Source organism: Lelliottia sp. RD5 (assembly GCF_056032945.1).
Genome location: NZ_JBVYHQ010000001.1, coordinates 910977 through 925012, shown reverse-complemented (window position 1 = coordinate 925012; position 14036 = coordinate 910977). Strand labels below are relative to the sequence as shown.

The 14036-nt window shown below is 57.4% G+C and carries 13 protein-coding genes; 6 read left to right on the top strand and 7 right to left on the bottom strand.

Translation table 11 applies throughout. The features are described from left to right. Positions 1-39 precede the first annotated feature (39 nt). Complete coding sequence (gene sppA / locus AC0LWE_RS04645) at positions 40-1896, bottom strand: signal peptide peptidase SppA (protein ID WP_059178241.1); 1857 nt, start codon at positions 1894-1896, stop codon at positions 40-42. A 166-nt stretch (positions 1897-2062) separates the two neighbouring features. Between sppA and AC0LWE_RS04640 the strand changes: the two genes are divergently transcribed. From AC0LWE_RS04640 to AC0LWE_RS04630, 3 genes are all read left to right on the top strand, one after another. Next, positions 2063-2614 carry an NAD(P)H nitroreductase gene (locus AC0LWE_RS04640; protein ID WP_219346711.1) on the top strand — a complete coding sequence of 184 codons (552 nt, stop codon included), beginning with the start codon at positions 2063-2065 and terminating at the stop codon, positions 2612-2614. Between the two features lie 115 nt (positions 2615-2729). Further along, positions 2730-3773: a selenide, water dikinase SelD gene (selD, locus tag AC0LWE_RS04635; protein ID WP_219346710.1), complete on the top strand. Its 1044-nt coding sequence runs from the start codon at positions 2730-2732 to the stop codon at positions 3771-3773. A 4-nt stretch (positions 3774-3777) separates the two neighbouring features. Next, positions 3778-5682 (top strand): DNA topoisomerase III, encoded by a 1905-nt coding sequence (locus tag AC0LWE_RS04630; RefSeq protein ID WP_131487066.1) that lies wholly within the window; start codon positions 3778-3780, stop codon positions 5680-5682. A 193-nt stretch (positions 5683-5875) separates the two neighbouring features. Here AC0LWE_RS04630 and gdhA read toward each other — a convergent pair whose 3' ends face one another. Further along, entirely contained in the window at positions 5876-7219 is a 1344-nt protein-coding gene (gene gdhA / locus AC0LWE_RS04625; RefSeq protein ID WP_202712894.1) for an NADP-specific glutamate dehydrogenase, read from the bottom strand. Positions 7220-7453: 234 nt separating this feature from the next. Here gdhA and AC0LWE_RS04620 point away from each other — a divergent pair, with 234 nt between their 5' ends. Continuing rightward, on the top strand, positions 7454-7726 hold the full coding sequence (locus AC0LWE_RS04620) for a YnjH family protein (RefSeq protein ID WP_059178237.1): 273 nt from the start codon (positions 7454-7456) through the stop codon (positions 7724-7726). Here the strand turns inward: AC0LWE_RS04620 and AC0LWE_RS04615 are convergent. Further along, positions 7686-8102, bottom strand: coding sequence for a pyrimidine (deoxy)nucleoside triphosphate diphosphatase (locus AC0LWE_RS04615; RefSeq protein WP_273542841.1), 417 nt, complete (start codon positions 8100-8102; stop codon positions 7686-7688). The genes AC0LWE_RS04620 and AC0LWE_RS04615 overlap by 41 nt on opposite strands. Positions 8103-8177: 75 nt before the next feature. Here AC0LWE_RS04615 and AC0LWE_RS04610 point away from each other — a divergent pair, with 75 nt between their 5' ends. Together AC0LWE_RS04610 and AC0LWE_RS04605 are read left to right on the top strand one after the other, a co-directional pair. Further along, on the top strand, positions 8178-8747 hold the full coding sequence (locus tag AC0LWE_RS04610) for a carboxymuconolactone decarboxylase family protein (protein ID WP_219346709.1): 570 nt from the start codon (positions 8178-8180) through the stop codon (positions 8745-8747). Beyond that, a complete protein-coding gene (locus AC0LWE_RS04605; RefSeq protein WP_219346708.1) occupies positions 8740-9357 on the top strand; it encodes a CDP-alcohol phosphatidyltransferase family protein in 618 nt (205 codons plus the stop codon). The genes AC0LWE_RS04610 and AC0LWE_RS04605 overlap by 8 nt, the downstream gene beginning before the upstream one ends. Here AC0LWE_RS04605 and AC0LWE_RS04600 read toward each other — a convergent pair. The 4 genes from AC0LWE_RS04600 to AC0LWE_RS04585 form a co-directional block, all read right to left on the bottom strand. After that, the gene (locus AC0LWE_RS04600) at positions 9354-10661 is read right to left on the bottom strand and encodes a sulfurtransferase (RefSeq protein WP_219346707.1); all 1308 of its coding nucleotides are present in this window, start codon (positions 10659-10661) and stop codon (positions 9354-9356) included. The genes AC0LWE_RS04605 and AC0LWE_RS04600 overlap by 4 nt on opposite strands. Before the next feature lie 77 nt (positions 10662-10738). Beyond that, positions 10739-11359 (bottom strand): ATP-binding cassette domain-containing protein, encoded by a 621-nt coding sequence (locus AC0LWE_RS04595; RefSeq protein WP_216981518.1) that lies wholly within the window; start codon positions 11357-11359, stop codon positions 10739-10741. Continuing rightward, entirely contained in the window at positions 11359-12894 is a 1536-nt protein-coding gene (locus AC0LWE_RS04590) for an ABC transporter permease family protein (protein WP_219346706.1), read from the bottom strand. Before AC0LWE_RS04590 ends, AC0LWE_RS04595 begins: the two co-directional genes overlap by 1 nt. Then, positions 12867-14030 carry an ABC transporter substrate-binding protein gene (locus AC0LWE_RS04585; protein ID WP_219347702.1) on the bottom strand — a complete coding sequence of 388 codons (1164 nt, stop codon included), beginning with the start codon at positions 14028-14030 and terminating at the stop codon, positions 12867-12869. Before AC0LWE_RS04585 ends, AC0LWE_RS04590 begins: the two co-directional genes overlap by 28 nt. Positions 14031-14036: the final 6 nt, after the last annotated feature.

The following is a 14036-nucleotide window of genomic DNA, read 5'->3' as shown; positions in this document are numbered from 1 at the left end:
CAAAGAAAAATCCCCCCTTCGTGAGAAGAGGGGACGAGGTTAGCGTACGTTTGCGCAGGTCAGGCAAAATGCGTAACGGTTTTGCGGATCGTTAAAGGCGGCGAGTTTGTCGCTTTCACCTTTGACAACGCTCGCAGCGGTCGCCACAGGCGCTGGCAGATACGCCTGAATGGCGGCTGGCAGCATGGCGCGCACTGAACCGGACATCCCGTTCATGACCATATCAATAAACGTTGGCTCATCCTGGTAATACGCAATGTGCCACTGTTTCAGCTTCGCCAGCTCGGCGGCCTTCGCGACGGCGTCATCAAAATCACCCAGGCTGTCGACCAGACCGTTGCTTTTCGCATCCTGACCGGTCCAGACGTGGCCCTGAGCAATTTTATCGATCTGCTCTGGCGTTGACTTACGTGATTCCGCCACCAGCGTGATAAAGCGCTTATAGCCGTTCTCGATGGTCAACTGCATCATCTGCGACACTTCCGGCGGCAGCGATTTGGTCACAGACACATCGGCCAGTGGCGAGGTGGCAACGCCATCCGTGTGCACACCCAGATAATCCAGGCTGTTTTCTACGGTGTTGATCACCCCGAAGATACCGATAGAACCGGTCAGCGTGCTTGGGTTTGCCACAATGTAGTTGGCTGGCGTGGAGATCCAGTATCCGCCGGATGCCGCCATACCGCCCATTGAGACCACGACCGGCTTACCAGCAGCACGCGCCGCGGCCAGCTCAGCGCGAATCACTTCAGACGCACTGACGCTGCCGCCAGGGCTGTTGACGCGCAGAACAATCGCTTTCACTTTCGGGTCGAGGCGCGCTTCACGGATTTGCGATGCCGTTGTATCCCCTCCCACGTTGCCCGGTGTCTCTTCGCCATCCATGATGGCGCCATTGGCGAAAACCACGGCGACGCTATCACCCGTTTCGCTCGGCTTCTTCGTGGTGTAGTCATACAGGCTCACCGCGCTGTAATTCTTGTCTTCTTTGCTCCAGCCAAACTGTTTGGTCAGTGCTTTTTCGATATCTGCGCTGGATCCGAGCGTATCGACCAGTTTGTTATCCAGAGCATATTTCGCCGTATCGCCATCCACTTTTTGCAGCCCATCCAGCATCGCTTGCGCGCCCGGGAAGATTTGCTCAGGGGTGACCTGACGGTTAGCGGCAACGGTGGTCAGATAGTTATTCCACAGCTCGCCAATCCAGCGGCTGTCGGCTTCACGCGCGGCAGGCGACATATCGTCGCGAATAAACGGTTCAACGGCGGATTTATAGGTACCGACGCGGAAGACATGCGTGGTCACTTTCAGCTTCTCGAGCAGCGATTTGTAATACAGGCCGTTCGTCGCAAACCCGTGCAAATCAACCGTACCCTGTGGGGAAAGCCAAATTTTGTTGGCAAAGCTCGCCAGATAATATTGCCCCTGGCTGTAGCTATCGCCCACCGCAATCACCGGTTTACCGCTGTCGCGGAATTCGCGCAGGGCTTTACCGATATATTGCATTGACGGCTGGTCGGCGCCGGCAAAGTTCTTCAGATCCAGAACGATCCCGGTGATGTTGCGGTCGTCTTTGGCCTGACGAATGGTATCAACGATATCAAACAGGGAGTTTTCCTGTAGGCGATCGGACGTCGCACCAAACAGCTGGCGACCAATCACCCCCAGACGATTACTGGCGGAAGGTTTGTCGACAATCACGCCGGTGATATCCAGCAGCAGCGCGCCACGTCCGGAATTCTGCGCCTGGTTGCTGCTGCTGATGTGCATCCAGATACCTACACAGACCAGAATCAGGAAGATGAAAAATACGTTCATCACCAGCTCGCGGACAAAATTGAGCAGCCGCCACGTCCATTTAAAGAAACCGGCAAAAATTCGCCAAAGGGTTCGCATGTGTACTCCCTAACCAGAAAATGACTGTTCCGTCGCGACTGGACGGCAATGTGGGCTTATCGTAATGACCCAACCGCCACTTGTCAGCAGGAATCGCCCACTACGCTGTAACAAAATCTGCTGCCGTGTTAATTTTGTGAGCAATTTTGAAGACAGGAGTTAACCAATGGACGCACTTGAACTGCTTGTTAACCGTCGTAGCGCTTCGCGTCTGGCCGAACCCGCGCCTGCGGGTCAGCAGCTGGACAGCATTCTGCAGGCCGGTATGCGCGCGCCGGACCACGGTACGCTGCAGCCGTGGCATTTCTTTATTATCGAAGGTGAAGGGCGTGAGCGCTTCAGTGCTTTACTCGAGAAAGCGGCAATCGCCGCCAGTCAAGACGACAAGGCCATTGATAAAGCCCGCAGCGCGCCGTTCCGCGCGCCAATGATTATCGCCGTGGTGGCAAAATGTCAGGCCGGACATAAGGTGCCCGTCTGGGAACAAGAGATGTCAGCAGGTTGCGCAGTGATGGCCATGCAAATGGCGGCGGTCGCGCAGGGTTTTAACGGCATCTGGCGCACCGGTCCGTTGACCGACAGCCCGGTTGTTCGCGAGGGATTGTCCTGCGGCGCACACGATAAAATCGTCGGTTTCCTCTATCTCGGCACGCCACAGCTGAAAGCGTCCACCACCGTTTCCGTGCCCGACGCCACACCGTTCGTCACCCATTTCTGATAATCACACTAAACTGTCTGGATTCTGCGCATCCGCGCCAGAATTCAGACAGTCAGACTTACCTCTTTAAGGAATGAGCGCTACCATAGCGCCACAGCAATGACAGGAGATGTCCATGAGCGAGCAAACCATTCGTCTAACGCAATACAGCCACGGAGCAGGTTGCGGTTGTAAAATTTCCCCTAAGGTGCTGGAGACCATTCTGCACAGCGAACAGGCGAAGTTTGTCGACCCGAACCTGCTTGTCGGTAATGAAACGCGTGATGATGCGGCGGTTTATGATTTAGGCAACGGCACCAGCGTTATCAGCACGACCGATTTCTTTATGCCTATCGTCGATAATCCATTTGATTTTGGGCGCATCGCGGCCACCAATGCGATCAGCGATATTTTTGCGATGGGCGGTAAACCGATCATGGCGATCGCCATCCTGGGCTGGCCGATTAACACCCTTGCGCCGGAAATTGCTCGCGAAGTGATTGAGGGCGGGCGCTTTGCCTGTCAGCAGGCGGGGATCGCGCTGGCGGGTGGCCATTCCATCGACGCCCCGGAGCCGATTTTTGGTCTGGCCGTCACCGGCATCGTCCCGACGGAACGCGTCAAGCGTAACAGCACCGCGCAGGCGGGTTGTAAACTGTTCCTGACCAAACCACTGGGGATTGGCGTGCTGACCACCGCCGAGAAAAAATCGCTGCTCAAGCCAGAGCATATTGGCCTTGCGACGGAAGTGATGTGCCAGATGAACCTCGCGGGTGCCGCATTCGCCAATATTGACGGCGTGAAAGCGATGACCGACGTTACCGGTTTTGGGCTGCTCGGTCATCTGAGCGAAGTCTGTCAGGGCGCAGGCGTACAGGCGCAAATTGTGTATAAGGACATTCCAAAACTGCCGGGCGTTGAAGAGTACATCGCGCAAGGCGCAGTTCCTGGCGGGACGCAGCGTAACTTTGCCAGCTACGGACATCTGATGGGCGAAATGCCTGCCGAATGGCGCGATCTGCTGTGCGATCCGCAAACGTCCGGCGGTCTTCTGCTGGCGGTGACGCCAGAATCGGAAGCTGAAGTCAAAGCCACGGCCGCAGAATTCGGTATCACCCTGACCGCGATCGGTGAGCTGGTAACGGCTCGCGGCGGCCGTCCGATGATTGAGATTCGTTAATTCGATGCGGTTGTATATTGCGGAAAAGCCAAGCCTGGCCCGAGCCATTGCGGATGTGTTGCCCAAGCCACATCGCAAGGGCGACGGCTTTATTGAGTGCGGAAACGGGCAGGTGGTGACCTGGTGTATCGGGCACCTGCTTGAACAGGCCCAGCCGGACGCCTATGACAGCCGCTACGCGCGCTGGAATCTCAACGATCTGCCTATCGTGCCGGAAAAATGGCGCTTGCAACCGCGCCCGTCGGTTACAAAACAGCTCAATGTGATCAAGCGTTTCCTGCACGACGCCGCTGAAATCGTCCATGCAGGTGACCCGGATCGCGAAGGGCAACTGCTGGTGGATGAAGTGCTTGATTATCTTGAGCTGGCACCGGAAAAGCGCAAGCAAGTGCAGCGCTGTCTGATAAACGATCTCAATCCGCAGGCCGTTGAGCGCGCGATTTCTCGCCTGCGTTCTAATAACGAATTTATCCCGCTGTGCGTCTCCGCGCTGGCCCGTGCGCGTGCCGACTGGTTGTACGGCATCAACATGACCCGTGCGTATACGATTTTAGGGCGCAACGCTGGCTATCAGGGTGTCCTTTCCGTTGGACGGGTGCAAACGCCTGTTTTAGGACTGGTGGTGCGCCGTGACGAAGAGATCGAGAACTTCGTGGCGAAAGATTTCTTTGAGGTGAAAGCGCATATCGTGACGCCAAAGGACGAGCGTTTTGTCGCCGTCTGGCAGCCCAGCGAAGCCTGTGAGCCATATCAGGACGAAGAAGGGCGTTTGTTGCATCGTCCGCTGGCGGATCACGTGGTTAACCGCATTGCCGGTCAGCCTGCGCTCGTCACCAGCTATAACGATAAACGGGAATCAGAACCCGCGCCGCTACCGTTTTCGCTTTCGGCATTACAGATTGAAGCGGGCAAACGCTACGGCATGAGCGCACAAAATGTCCTCGATATCTGCCAGAAGCTTTATGAAACGCACAAGCTGATTACCTATCCGCGTTCGGATAGCCGCTACTTGCCGGAAGAACATTTTGCCGGGCGCCACGCGGTGTTGAATGCGATTGGTGTCCACGCGCCGGATCTGCTCCCGCAGCCCGCCGTGAATCTGGAAACACGTAATCGCTGCTGGGATGATAAAAAAGTCGATGCCCACCATGCGATTATCCCGACGGCGCGCGCCAGCAACGTTAATCTGACCGAAAATGAGTCGAAGGTTTATCAGCTGGTGGCTCGTCAGTATCTGATGCAGTTTTGTGCCGACGCCATGTTCCGCAAATGCGTTATCGAGCTGGAGATTGCCAAAGCGAAGTTTGTCGCGAAAGCGCGATTCCTGGCCGAAGCCGGCTGGCGAACGCTGCTGGGGAATAAAGAGCGCGACGAAGAAAACGACGGCACGCCGCTGCCAGTGGTCGCGAAAAACGATGAGCTGCTGTGCGAAAAAGGTGAAGTGATTGAGCGTCAGACTCAACCGCCGCGCCACTTCACCGATGCGACGCTGCTCTCCGCCATGACCGGAATCGCCCGTTTTGTGCAGGATAAAGATCTGAAAAAGATCCTGCGTGCGACGGACGGATTAGGCACTGAGGCCACGCGTGCGGGAATTATCGAACTGCTGTTTAAACGCGGTTTTCTTATCAAGAAAGGCCGCTATATCCAGTCAACGGATCCGGGCCGCGCGCTGATTCACTCCCTGCCGGAGCTGGCCGCACGACCGGATATGACGGCGCACTGGGAATCGATCCTGACCAAAATCAGTGAAAAAGAGTGCCGTTACCAGGACTTTATGCAGCCGCTGGTGGGAACATTATTTGACCTGATTAATCAGGCGCGAACGACGCCGGTGAAAAATTTCAGAGGAATGGTAGCGCCGGGCGGCGCGAAGAAACCGTTCAAAAAGAAAAAGAGTGCTGCCTGACATCCCTGTTGCCATTTTTAGCGTGTTCTCCCTCTACTTCTCCTTCTCTCTCCCGTGGGAGAGGGTTGGGGTGAGGGCACCAGACCGCCCAAGGTAAAAGTAAAACGGTAGCCTCGGCTGCCGTTTTTAATGTCTTCCCCCTCTCTCGGTGGGAGAGGGGTGAGGTGAGTGCATCAGATCGCACCAACTAATCTTAAATCACACCTTGCCCAATCATCGCATCCGCCACTTTCACGAATCCGGCGATATTCGCGCCACGCACATAGTTGGTCTGCTTATCTTCACCGCCATACTCAACGCAGGAGTGGTGAATATCCAGCATGATGTGATGCAGACGCGCATCCACTTTCTCAGCTTTCCAGCCCAGACGCGCCGCGTTCTGCGCCATTTCCAGACCTGATGTCGCCACGCCGCCCGCGTTCGCCGCTTTTCCTGGCGCAAATAGCACGCCTGCTTCCAGGAACAAATCGGTCGCTTCGATGGTCGTCGGCATGTTCGCGCCTTCTGCAACCGCTTTTACGCCATTTGCGATGAGCTGCTGCGCCGCGTCGACGTCCAGCTCGTTTTGCGTTGCACACGGCAGGGCGATATCTGCCGGCACGGACCACGGCTGTTTGCCTTCCAGATAGGTCAGGCCAAACTCACGCGCATAGTCCGCCACGCGACCGTCGCGGCTGGCTTTGATTTCACACAGTCGGGCCAGTTTTTCTGTGGTGAAACCCGCTTCATCCACCACCGTGCCGCTGGAGTCAGAGGCGGTAATCACGCGCGCGCCAAACTGCATCGCTTTTTCAATTGCGTACTGCGCCACGTTCCCGGACCCCGACACTGCCACGCGCATCCCTTCAAAGCCCAACCCGTGGCGTTTTAACATCGCCTCGGTGAAATAGACCAGGCCATAGCCCGTCGCTTCCGGACGGATCAAGCTGCCGCCAAAGGAGAGTCCTTTACCCGTGAACACGCAGGCGCTGTTATTGGAGAGTTTTTTCATCATCCCGGCCATAAAGCCAACTTCACGTCCGCCCACGCCGATATCGCCCGCCGGTACGTCGGTGTCAGGTCCAAGATGGCGATACAGTTCGGTCATCAGCGCCTGGCAGAAACGCATCACTTCGCCTTCGCTTTTGCCTTTCGGATCGAAATCGCTGCCGCCTTTCCCTCCGCCCATCGGCAGCGTGGTGAGCGCATTCTTGAACGTCTGCTCAAAGCCCAGGAATTTCAGAATCGATAAATTCACTGAAGGGTGGAAACGCATCCCGCCCTTAAACGGGCCGATAGCGGAGTTAAACTGGACGCGCCATGCACGGTTAACCTGCACCTGATTACGATCGTCAACCCACACCACGCGGAACTGAATGACGCGCTCCGGTTCAACCAGGCGCTCAAGCAAGGACATTTGACGATAACGCGGGTTTTCTTCAAGAAACGGCCACAACGTGGTCATTACTTCACGAACGGCCTGCGCGAACTCGCTCTGATGCGGGTCGCGGCTTTGAACATGGGTAAGAAACGATTCCAGAGTGCGTGTCTGATCCATAGATATAAGAACCTCTTATGATGATTTTTTATATTTTGTGTGTTGTGCGGGTGATTTTTGGTCGTTTTCGACTATACCACCCGTACCGCTTTGTGAGGCAAGCGAAAATTCGCGACGAAAGGGAAATTAATTATCGTGCGCGAGTCATAACAAAAAACGATGGGCTGACAAATTAAAGGTTCAGCTCGATTAACCGTTATAGTCATAACAAGGACACAACAGGAACAGACGTCTATGAACCGTTACATCATTACCGCGCTGTTTGCGCTTTTATCGACAGGCGCTCAGGCTGACCGTTTTCGCCCGGATGTCGACGTTAACGTTCCGGCAGAGGTGTTTAGCTCCGGCGGCCAGCGCGCGCAGCCGTGTAATCAATGCTGCATCTATCAGGATCAGAACTATTCGGAAGGGGCGGTCGTGAAAGCCGACGGCGTGCTGTTGCAGTGCCAGCGTGATGAACGCACCATCAGCACGAACCCGCTGGTCTGGCGGCGCGTAAAAGAATAAACGCTTCCAGCAAGGGAATGTCGGCAGGTGCGAGCGGATACGTTAGCGCCTCCTCGGGCGTACACCACACCAGCCCGCTGTGATAATGGGCAGTCAGCTCGCCGCTGAACGTCGGGACGTGCCATGCGTGCAGCGCGATCGGCCGCTGCGACACTTCGCGCTCATGGCTGGCGACATACTGCGCAGGCTGCGCCTCGATGCCCAGTTCCTCGCGCAGCTCGCGAATCAGCGCGTCGGGCTGCGTTTCGCCCGCTTCGACTTTACCGCCGGCAAATTCCCACATTCCGGGCTGATCGGCGTGGGGTGGGCGCTGCGCCAGCAAAATTTTGCCGTCCTGTTCAAGGATCGCGGCGACAACATCGAGAGTTTTCAGCATGGTCATCAATAATTGAGGGAGAAAAACGACATATTATCGTCGCCTTTCAAAGAGTCCAGCTATCAGGAGAGTTCGGTGAAAGAAACTACCGCCTGGGTCCACCCCGTCAAATCAATTCCCGTCAGCCTAAAACCCATCGCTGCGATGCAGAAAAAGCATTTCGGCGCCGTGCTTAATCCCACCCGCTGGTGGGGACGAATGCCGCGTTTGTTCTGGCTGGTGGCGCTGTTTGTCGGCTTTCTTGAGCGCCGTCATGCGCGCCTCAGTCCAACGCTGCGCTCGCTGCTGATGACCCGCGTATCGCAGCTTTGTCACTGCGCATTTTGTATTGATGCCAACAGCTTGCGTCTGGCCGAGCGCTGCGGCGCGCTGGATAAAGTGCACGCCGTCAGCCACTGGCGCGATTCGACGCTGTTCAGCGCGGATGAGCGGGCTGCGCTGGCCTATGCGGAGGCGACAACCGCCACGCCGCCGCAGATCGGTGACGACGTAAAAACCGAGCTAAAGCGTTTTTATAGCGACGCCGGCATAACAGAAATGACCGCCCTGATTGCGTTTCAGAATCTTTCGGCACGTTTCAACGCTGCGCTGGATATTCCGGCGCAGGGGCTCTGCGACACGTTTAAAGGGAAACCGCATGCTTGACAGACATGTGCATCCGCGCATAAAAACGCGGCTTAACCGTCTGGTGGAGAGGCTTGATAAGCCGACTATCACCGCCGATGGCTTAACGCTGGTAGGGTTTGCCATCGGCGTGCTGGCGTTGCCTTTTCTGGCGCTGGGCTGGTATCTGGCGGCGCTGGTAGCCATCGTGTTGAACCGTTTGCTCGACGGACTCGACGGTGCGCTGGCGCGGCGGCGCGGCATAACCGATGCCGGTGGCTTTCTCGATATTGCGCTCGATTTCCTGTTTTACGCCCTGGTGCCGTTTGGTTTTGCGCTGGCCGCTCCGGCGGAAAATGCCCTGGCGGCAGCCTGGCTGCTGTTTGCGTTTATCGGTACGGGGAGCAGTTTTCTGGCGTTTGCGGCGCTGGCTGCAAAGCATGATATTGATAATCCAGGCTACGCGCACAAGTCGTTTTATTATCTGGGGGGATTAACGGAAGGGACGGAGACAATTCTGCTGTTCGCGCTGTGCTGTTTGTTCCCGATGCACTTTGCGCTTTTCGCCTGGATCTTTGGCGCGTTGTGCTGGCTAACCACCACAACGCGCGTCTGGAGCGGGTATCAAACGCTGAAAGCGCTCGCCCGTTAAAGCGTGCTTTCAGGCGTCAGTGGGCCGGTCGTGACTGGGTTTTGCGGATGACCGCTCCATTCGTACCAGCCGCCGTCGTACACGGCGACGTTTTGCCAGCCCATCGCCCGCGCGTACATAAAGGTTTCTGATGCGCGCCAGCCCGTGCCGCAATAAAACGCCACATGCTGATCGGGCAGAATATTCCACTGCTTCCACATCGCCGCGATATCATCTGCGCTGCGCATGGTTCCATCGGGGTTGTGGAAGTCCTCCATATGGGTGGCATCGCTGCCCGCATGACCCCAGCGGGCCCCGGCGATTTCGCCTTTGGGTTTGATGTAGCTATAGCCGCTGGTTTCACCGATAAATTCCGGCCACGAGCGAATGCTAACCAGCGAGGCATCCTTGCGATGCAGCATACCGCGCGCCTGTTCCATATCCACCATCAACTGCGGCTGCCCAGGAATGGGCGCGCCAAAATCGTTCGCCGGTTTAACCCTGGCAGGTGTCCCGCGCTCGACCGGCAGATTCGCGTCGGACCACGCTTTCCAGCCACCGTCCAGAATGCGTACGTCCTTCACACCGGCGTACAGCATGATTTGCGCCACGCGTGCCGCAGCATAGACGTCGCGGCCATACAGAATGACGGTCGTGTCGTGACGGATGCCGTGCTTCGCCAGCATGGCTTTCAGTTTGTCATCTGACACTTTATTCCACAGCGGTTCGCTTTCGACTTCATTGGTATCAATGTAATCCGCGCCAGGAATATGATTCAGAAGATAGAATTTGGGCGCGCCCCAGGCGGCTTCGATGATTTTAAAATCACCTGTCGGCGCGGCAGCCACTTTTTTACCCTGCTGTAACTGATGGATCCACTGCGGATAAACCAGTTGCTCAAAATGAGGCAGGCGTTGCAGGCGGGCAGGGGTTTGCAGCGCGTCGCCCAGCGTTGAAACCGTCGAATATCCGGCATTGTTTAAGCGCGCTTTGACGGCCTGATTGTCTGCGTCACTGCCGTACAGGGCAATCACAGACGCTGGCGTCAGGTTGTGCTGTTTTGCCCAGCCTGCGAGCTGTTCGTCACTCATCACGTTAAGCCAGCTGGCGGAGAGATTCAGCGCGGCAGGTTCATGCCCGGACGGGCCAGACAGCGTCTGCGGCCAGCCGTTATAAAACGCGCTGGCGCGGGTGTCGATAACCGTACCCTGATGCTGTTGCAGCTGCGCAAACGTCAGTGATTGCGCCATATCAGCGGCAGCGGTGGAGAAAGTGGCGAGCCCCAGGATCATGGTGAGCGTGGACAGGTGAGAAACACGTTTCATCGAAAAATCTGATATCAGGTAAAAGGTGTGTCATTTTCGTCCCCCGCTCGCCAGAGTTCTTTGCGTTAGCACATAAATTATTGCCACATGGACAGCTGAAGCACGCGTCCCTCCGCCGGAATATCGTCTTCATCGTGCGTGACCAGCACCACGGGAATATTGAGCGCGCGAACCTGTGCGAACACCCATTCCCGAAATGTGACGCGCAGCGCTTTGTCCAGACGACTAAACGGTTCATCCAGCAGCAGCGCGTGCGGCTGCGCCAGAAGCGCGCGCAACAGGCTGACTCTGGCGCGCTCCCCACCCGAGAGCGTGGCCGGATCGCTTGCGTAAAACCCATCAAGACCTGCACTTTTCAGCGCGTGCTCAACCTGCTCACGCCGAGCACGGCCTTTGATATGCGCAGGTAGCGCCAGCAGCAGATTTTGCCCCACGCTAAAGTGGTCGAACAGCAGTGCATCCTGGAACAAAATACCGATCTTACGGTTCTCGATGGGCAGCGCGTCGCATTGTCTGTCGTTCAGCCACAGCTCGCCGCTGACCGTAAAATCAGGTGAGAGTGCACCCACCATCCAGGCGAACAGCGTGGATTTTCCACTGCCCGACGGACCCATCAACGTGACGATCTCGCCCTTATTCACGCTAAAGTTCACGCGGCGTAACAGCGGTTCAAGCGTCAGATTTTTTACTATCAGCATTAACGTAGACCTCGTCTGAAACGACCCGCCAGGCGGGATAAACCTGCCGCGAGGCCAAAAGCGGCTGCCGTCAGCGCCAGTAACCACAGCGCGCGCGCCGCGAGAATGGCCGTGCTACCGCCGCTGCTCAGCGCGACCGCCTCGGTGGTCAGCGTCGGGAATCGTCCCGCGCCCAGCCACAGCGTGGGCAAATATTGCGCCATGCTGACGGAGAAGCCCGTGGCAAAAGCGGTAAGCAGAGGGCGGGTCAGCAACGGGCATTTGATCGTCCAAAATATTTTACTGCGCCGCATGCCAAGCGTTCTCGCGATTACTATCGCGCGCGGATCCAGCCTGCGCCAGGCGGGTTGCAGCACCAGCAGCATCCACGGCAACACCCACAGCAGATGCCCCCACAGCACCGCGAAATAGGTTCCGTCGATGCCCATGAAGAGTGCGATACGGTACTGTCCCGCGACCAGCGGCAGGGCGGGAAGTGCCAGCGGAAGCCAGATCCAGAGCGATCCGCGAGACGGTCCCCACTCGAGCCAGAGTAGAATAATCGTCAGGGCGATCAGGCCAGAAAATAGGGCCAACGAGAGACTGGTGCTAAACGGCACAAAATCAAAACTGTCTCCGTCCGCCAGCAACACCAGCGCCGCTGCGCATAAAACACCGCAAAGCGGCAGTAGCCCTCCCAGCGTTGTGCCGACAACGGGCGCGCCCAACGGCTGCCGAACGCCCGACGCGGCGGGAACCGGGCGATGCCAGCGTCTCCAGATTATAAAACCGAGGGCGGCAAACAGCGCCAGCAGCAGAAGGAGCAGCAGGCACAGCAATGTCCCTTTGATCTGCTGCTGGGCATCACCCTGACTCAACCACTGCCAGGCCAGCACCGCCAGCGTCGGCGGATTACCCGGCCCAAGGATAATCGCGACATCCACCACCGACAGCGACCAGGCGACCACCGCCAGCATTACCGCGCCGAGCGCTGGCGTGATGGCGGGCAGCACCAGCCAGAAAAGCCCTTGAATGCGCGAATAACCGAGCGTTCGCAGTACCACCCACTGTTGCGCCAGCGTCTTTTCGGGCAGCACTGCATACATCGCCCACAGCACAAATGCGCTCTCTTTCACCGCGAGCGTCAGCCCCAGGCCAATACCGTAGCGATCAAGCAGGGGAGAACAGGCGCTGCACCATTGATAAAACGCACCGCCTTCCGCAAACATCAGCAGCACGCTGGTGGCAAAGGCGACATGCGGAACGGCCAGCAGCCACGGCAGTCGGGTATGCAAACGCCGCCAGCGCTCGCCGGGCCAAAGCGCCGTGACCACGCACAGGGCAATCAAAAGCGATCCTGCGGTGGCGATAAGCGTAGAAACCAACGTGGCGATAAACGCCTGCGGCAGCTGCGGATCGCTAAACAGCGCCTGCCATCCGGCAAGCGAAAAAGCCGGTGTCACCAGCATTACTGCGGCAGGGATCAGCGGCGCATAAATGACGGCGATCGCTATCCCGACCAGCCAGCCTAGCGGGTGCCGTAACGACGCAACCATTCTTGCTCCAGCGCGCTAACCCACGCCGCGTGCGGTTCCGGCAAGGTTTTCGGCAACCCGGTGGGGATAAATTGTTGCAGTTGCGCGGCCTGCTCGGAGGCGAGTTTTTGCGGACTTAACACGCTCGGGTCGCCCCAGATTTTAGGATCGGCTTTGCGAATTTGCGCCTCGGGCGACAGCAGGAAATTGGCGACAACTTTGGCACTCGCGCTGGCGCTGCTGTTTGCCGGGATCGCCACGAAATGCACATTGCCTATCATGCCGTCGCGAAAGCCAAAACTGTAGCTGTCGGCAGGCAGTTCGCCGCTGGCCACTTTTTGCTGCGCGTGGGCCGGATTAAAGGTGACAGACATATTCAGATTACCGCTGGCGAGTAGGGCATCCATTCGTGCAGGACTCGGTGGAAAATCTTTGCCGTCGCGCCACAGCAGTGGGTGCAGTCTATCCAGATAATTCCACAGCGGAGCCGTCACGGCCTCAAACGTATGTGAATCCGGCGCGACGTTCAGCGCATCAGGATGTGCCGTAAGCGTCAGCAGGAGTTGTTCCAGCCACGCCGTGCCGGTGAAATCGGGCGGACGCGGATAAGTGATTTTGCCGGGATTGCTTTGCGCATAGTTGAGTAAGGCTTCGGGATCGGCGAGCGGAACCGGCAGACTCTGTTTGCGGGCAATAAACGTCAGCTGCGCGCCGCCCCACGGGGATTCTGCGCCGTCGGTGGGGATGGCAAAATCTTCGGTAACCGGTTTATCGGTATCGACATAGCGCCAGTTCGGCAGCGTTTGCGCCCAGCCCGTTTGCAGCAAGTCTGCCTCTTTCAGCGTGCGGAAATTCTCCCCGTTCACCCACAGTAAATCGACAGAACCGTTGGTTTTTCGCCCAGCGGCGGATTCCGTCTGGATGCGTTTGACCGCATCGGCGGCATCGGCAAGATGCACGATTTTGAGGGTGATCGCGTAATGGGTTTTCATCTCGCCGCTCACCCAATCGAGATAACGGTTGACGGCCTGATCGCCGCCCCAGGCGTTAAACCAGACGGTCTGGCCTTTGGCTTCGTTCTGCACGGTTTGCCAGCGGGCATCAGCCATAGCGGGGGCTGCCAGCAGCAGTCCGATCAGAAATACGCAGCAACGCACACGGCG

Excerpts from the sequence above, each read along its gene's own strand:
- AC0LWE_RS04630 (WP_131487066.1), top strand. The coding sequence starts at position 3,778 with ATGCGGTTGTATATTGCGGAAAAGCCAAGCCTGGCCCGAGCCATTGCG.
- sppA (WP_059178241.1), bottom strand. The coding sequence starts at position 1,896 with ATGCGAACCCTTTGGCGAATTTTTGCCGGTTTCTTTAAATGGACGTGG.
- gdhA (WP_202712894.1), bottom strand. The coding sequence starts at position 7,219 with ATGGATCAGACACGCACTCTGGAATCGTTTCTTACCCATGTTCAAAGC.
- selD (WP_219346710.1), top strand. The coding sequence starts at position 2,730 with ATGAGCGAGCAAACCATTCGTCTAACGCAATACAGCCACGGAGCAGGT.
- AC0LWE_RS04615 (WP_273542841.1), bottom strand. The coding sequence starts at position 8,102 with ATGCTGAAAACTCTCGATGTTGTCGCCGCGATCCTTGAACAGGACGGC.
- AC0LWE_RS04640 (WP_219346711.1), top strand. The coding sequence starts at position 2,063 with ATGGACGCACTTGAACTGCTTGTTAACCGTCGTAGCGCTTCGCGTCTG.
- AC0LWE_RS04595 (WP_216981518.1), bottom strand. The coding sequence starts at position 11,359 with ATGCTGATAGTAAAAAATCTGACGCTTGAACCGCTGTTACGCCGCGTG.
- AC0LWE_RS04605 (WP_219346708.1), top strand. The coding sequence starts at position 8,740 with ATGCTTGACAGACATGTGCATCCGCGCATAAAAACGCGGCTTAACCGT.
- AC0LWE_RS04590 (WP_219346706.1), bottom strand. The coding sequence starts at position 12,894 with ATGGTTGCGTCGTTACGGCACCCGCTAGGCTGGCTGGTCGGGATAGCG.
- AC0LWE_RS04620 (WP_059178237.1), top strand. The coding sequence starts at position 7,454 with ATGAACCGTTACATCATTACCGCGCTGTTTGCGCTTTTATCGACAGGC.
- AC0LWE_RS04600 (WP_219346707.1), bottom strand. The coding sequence starts at position 10,661 with ATGAAACGTGTTTCTCACCTGTCCACGCTCACCATGATCCTGGGGCTC.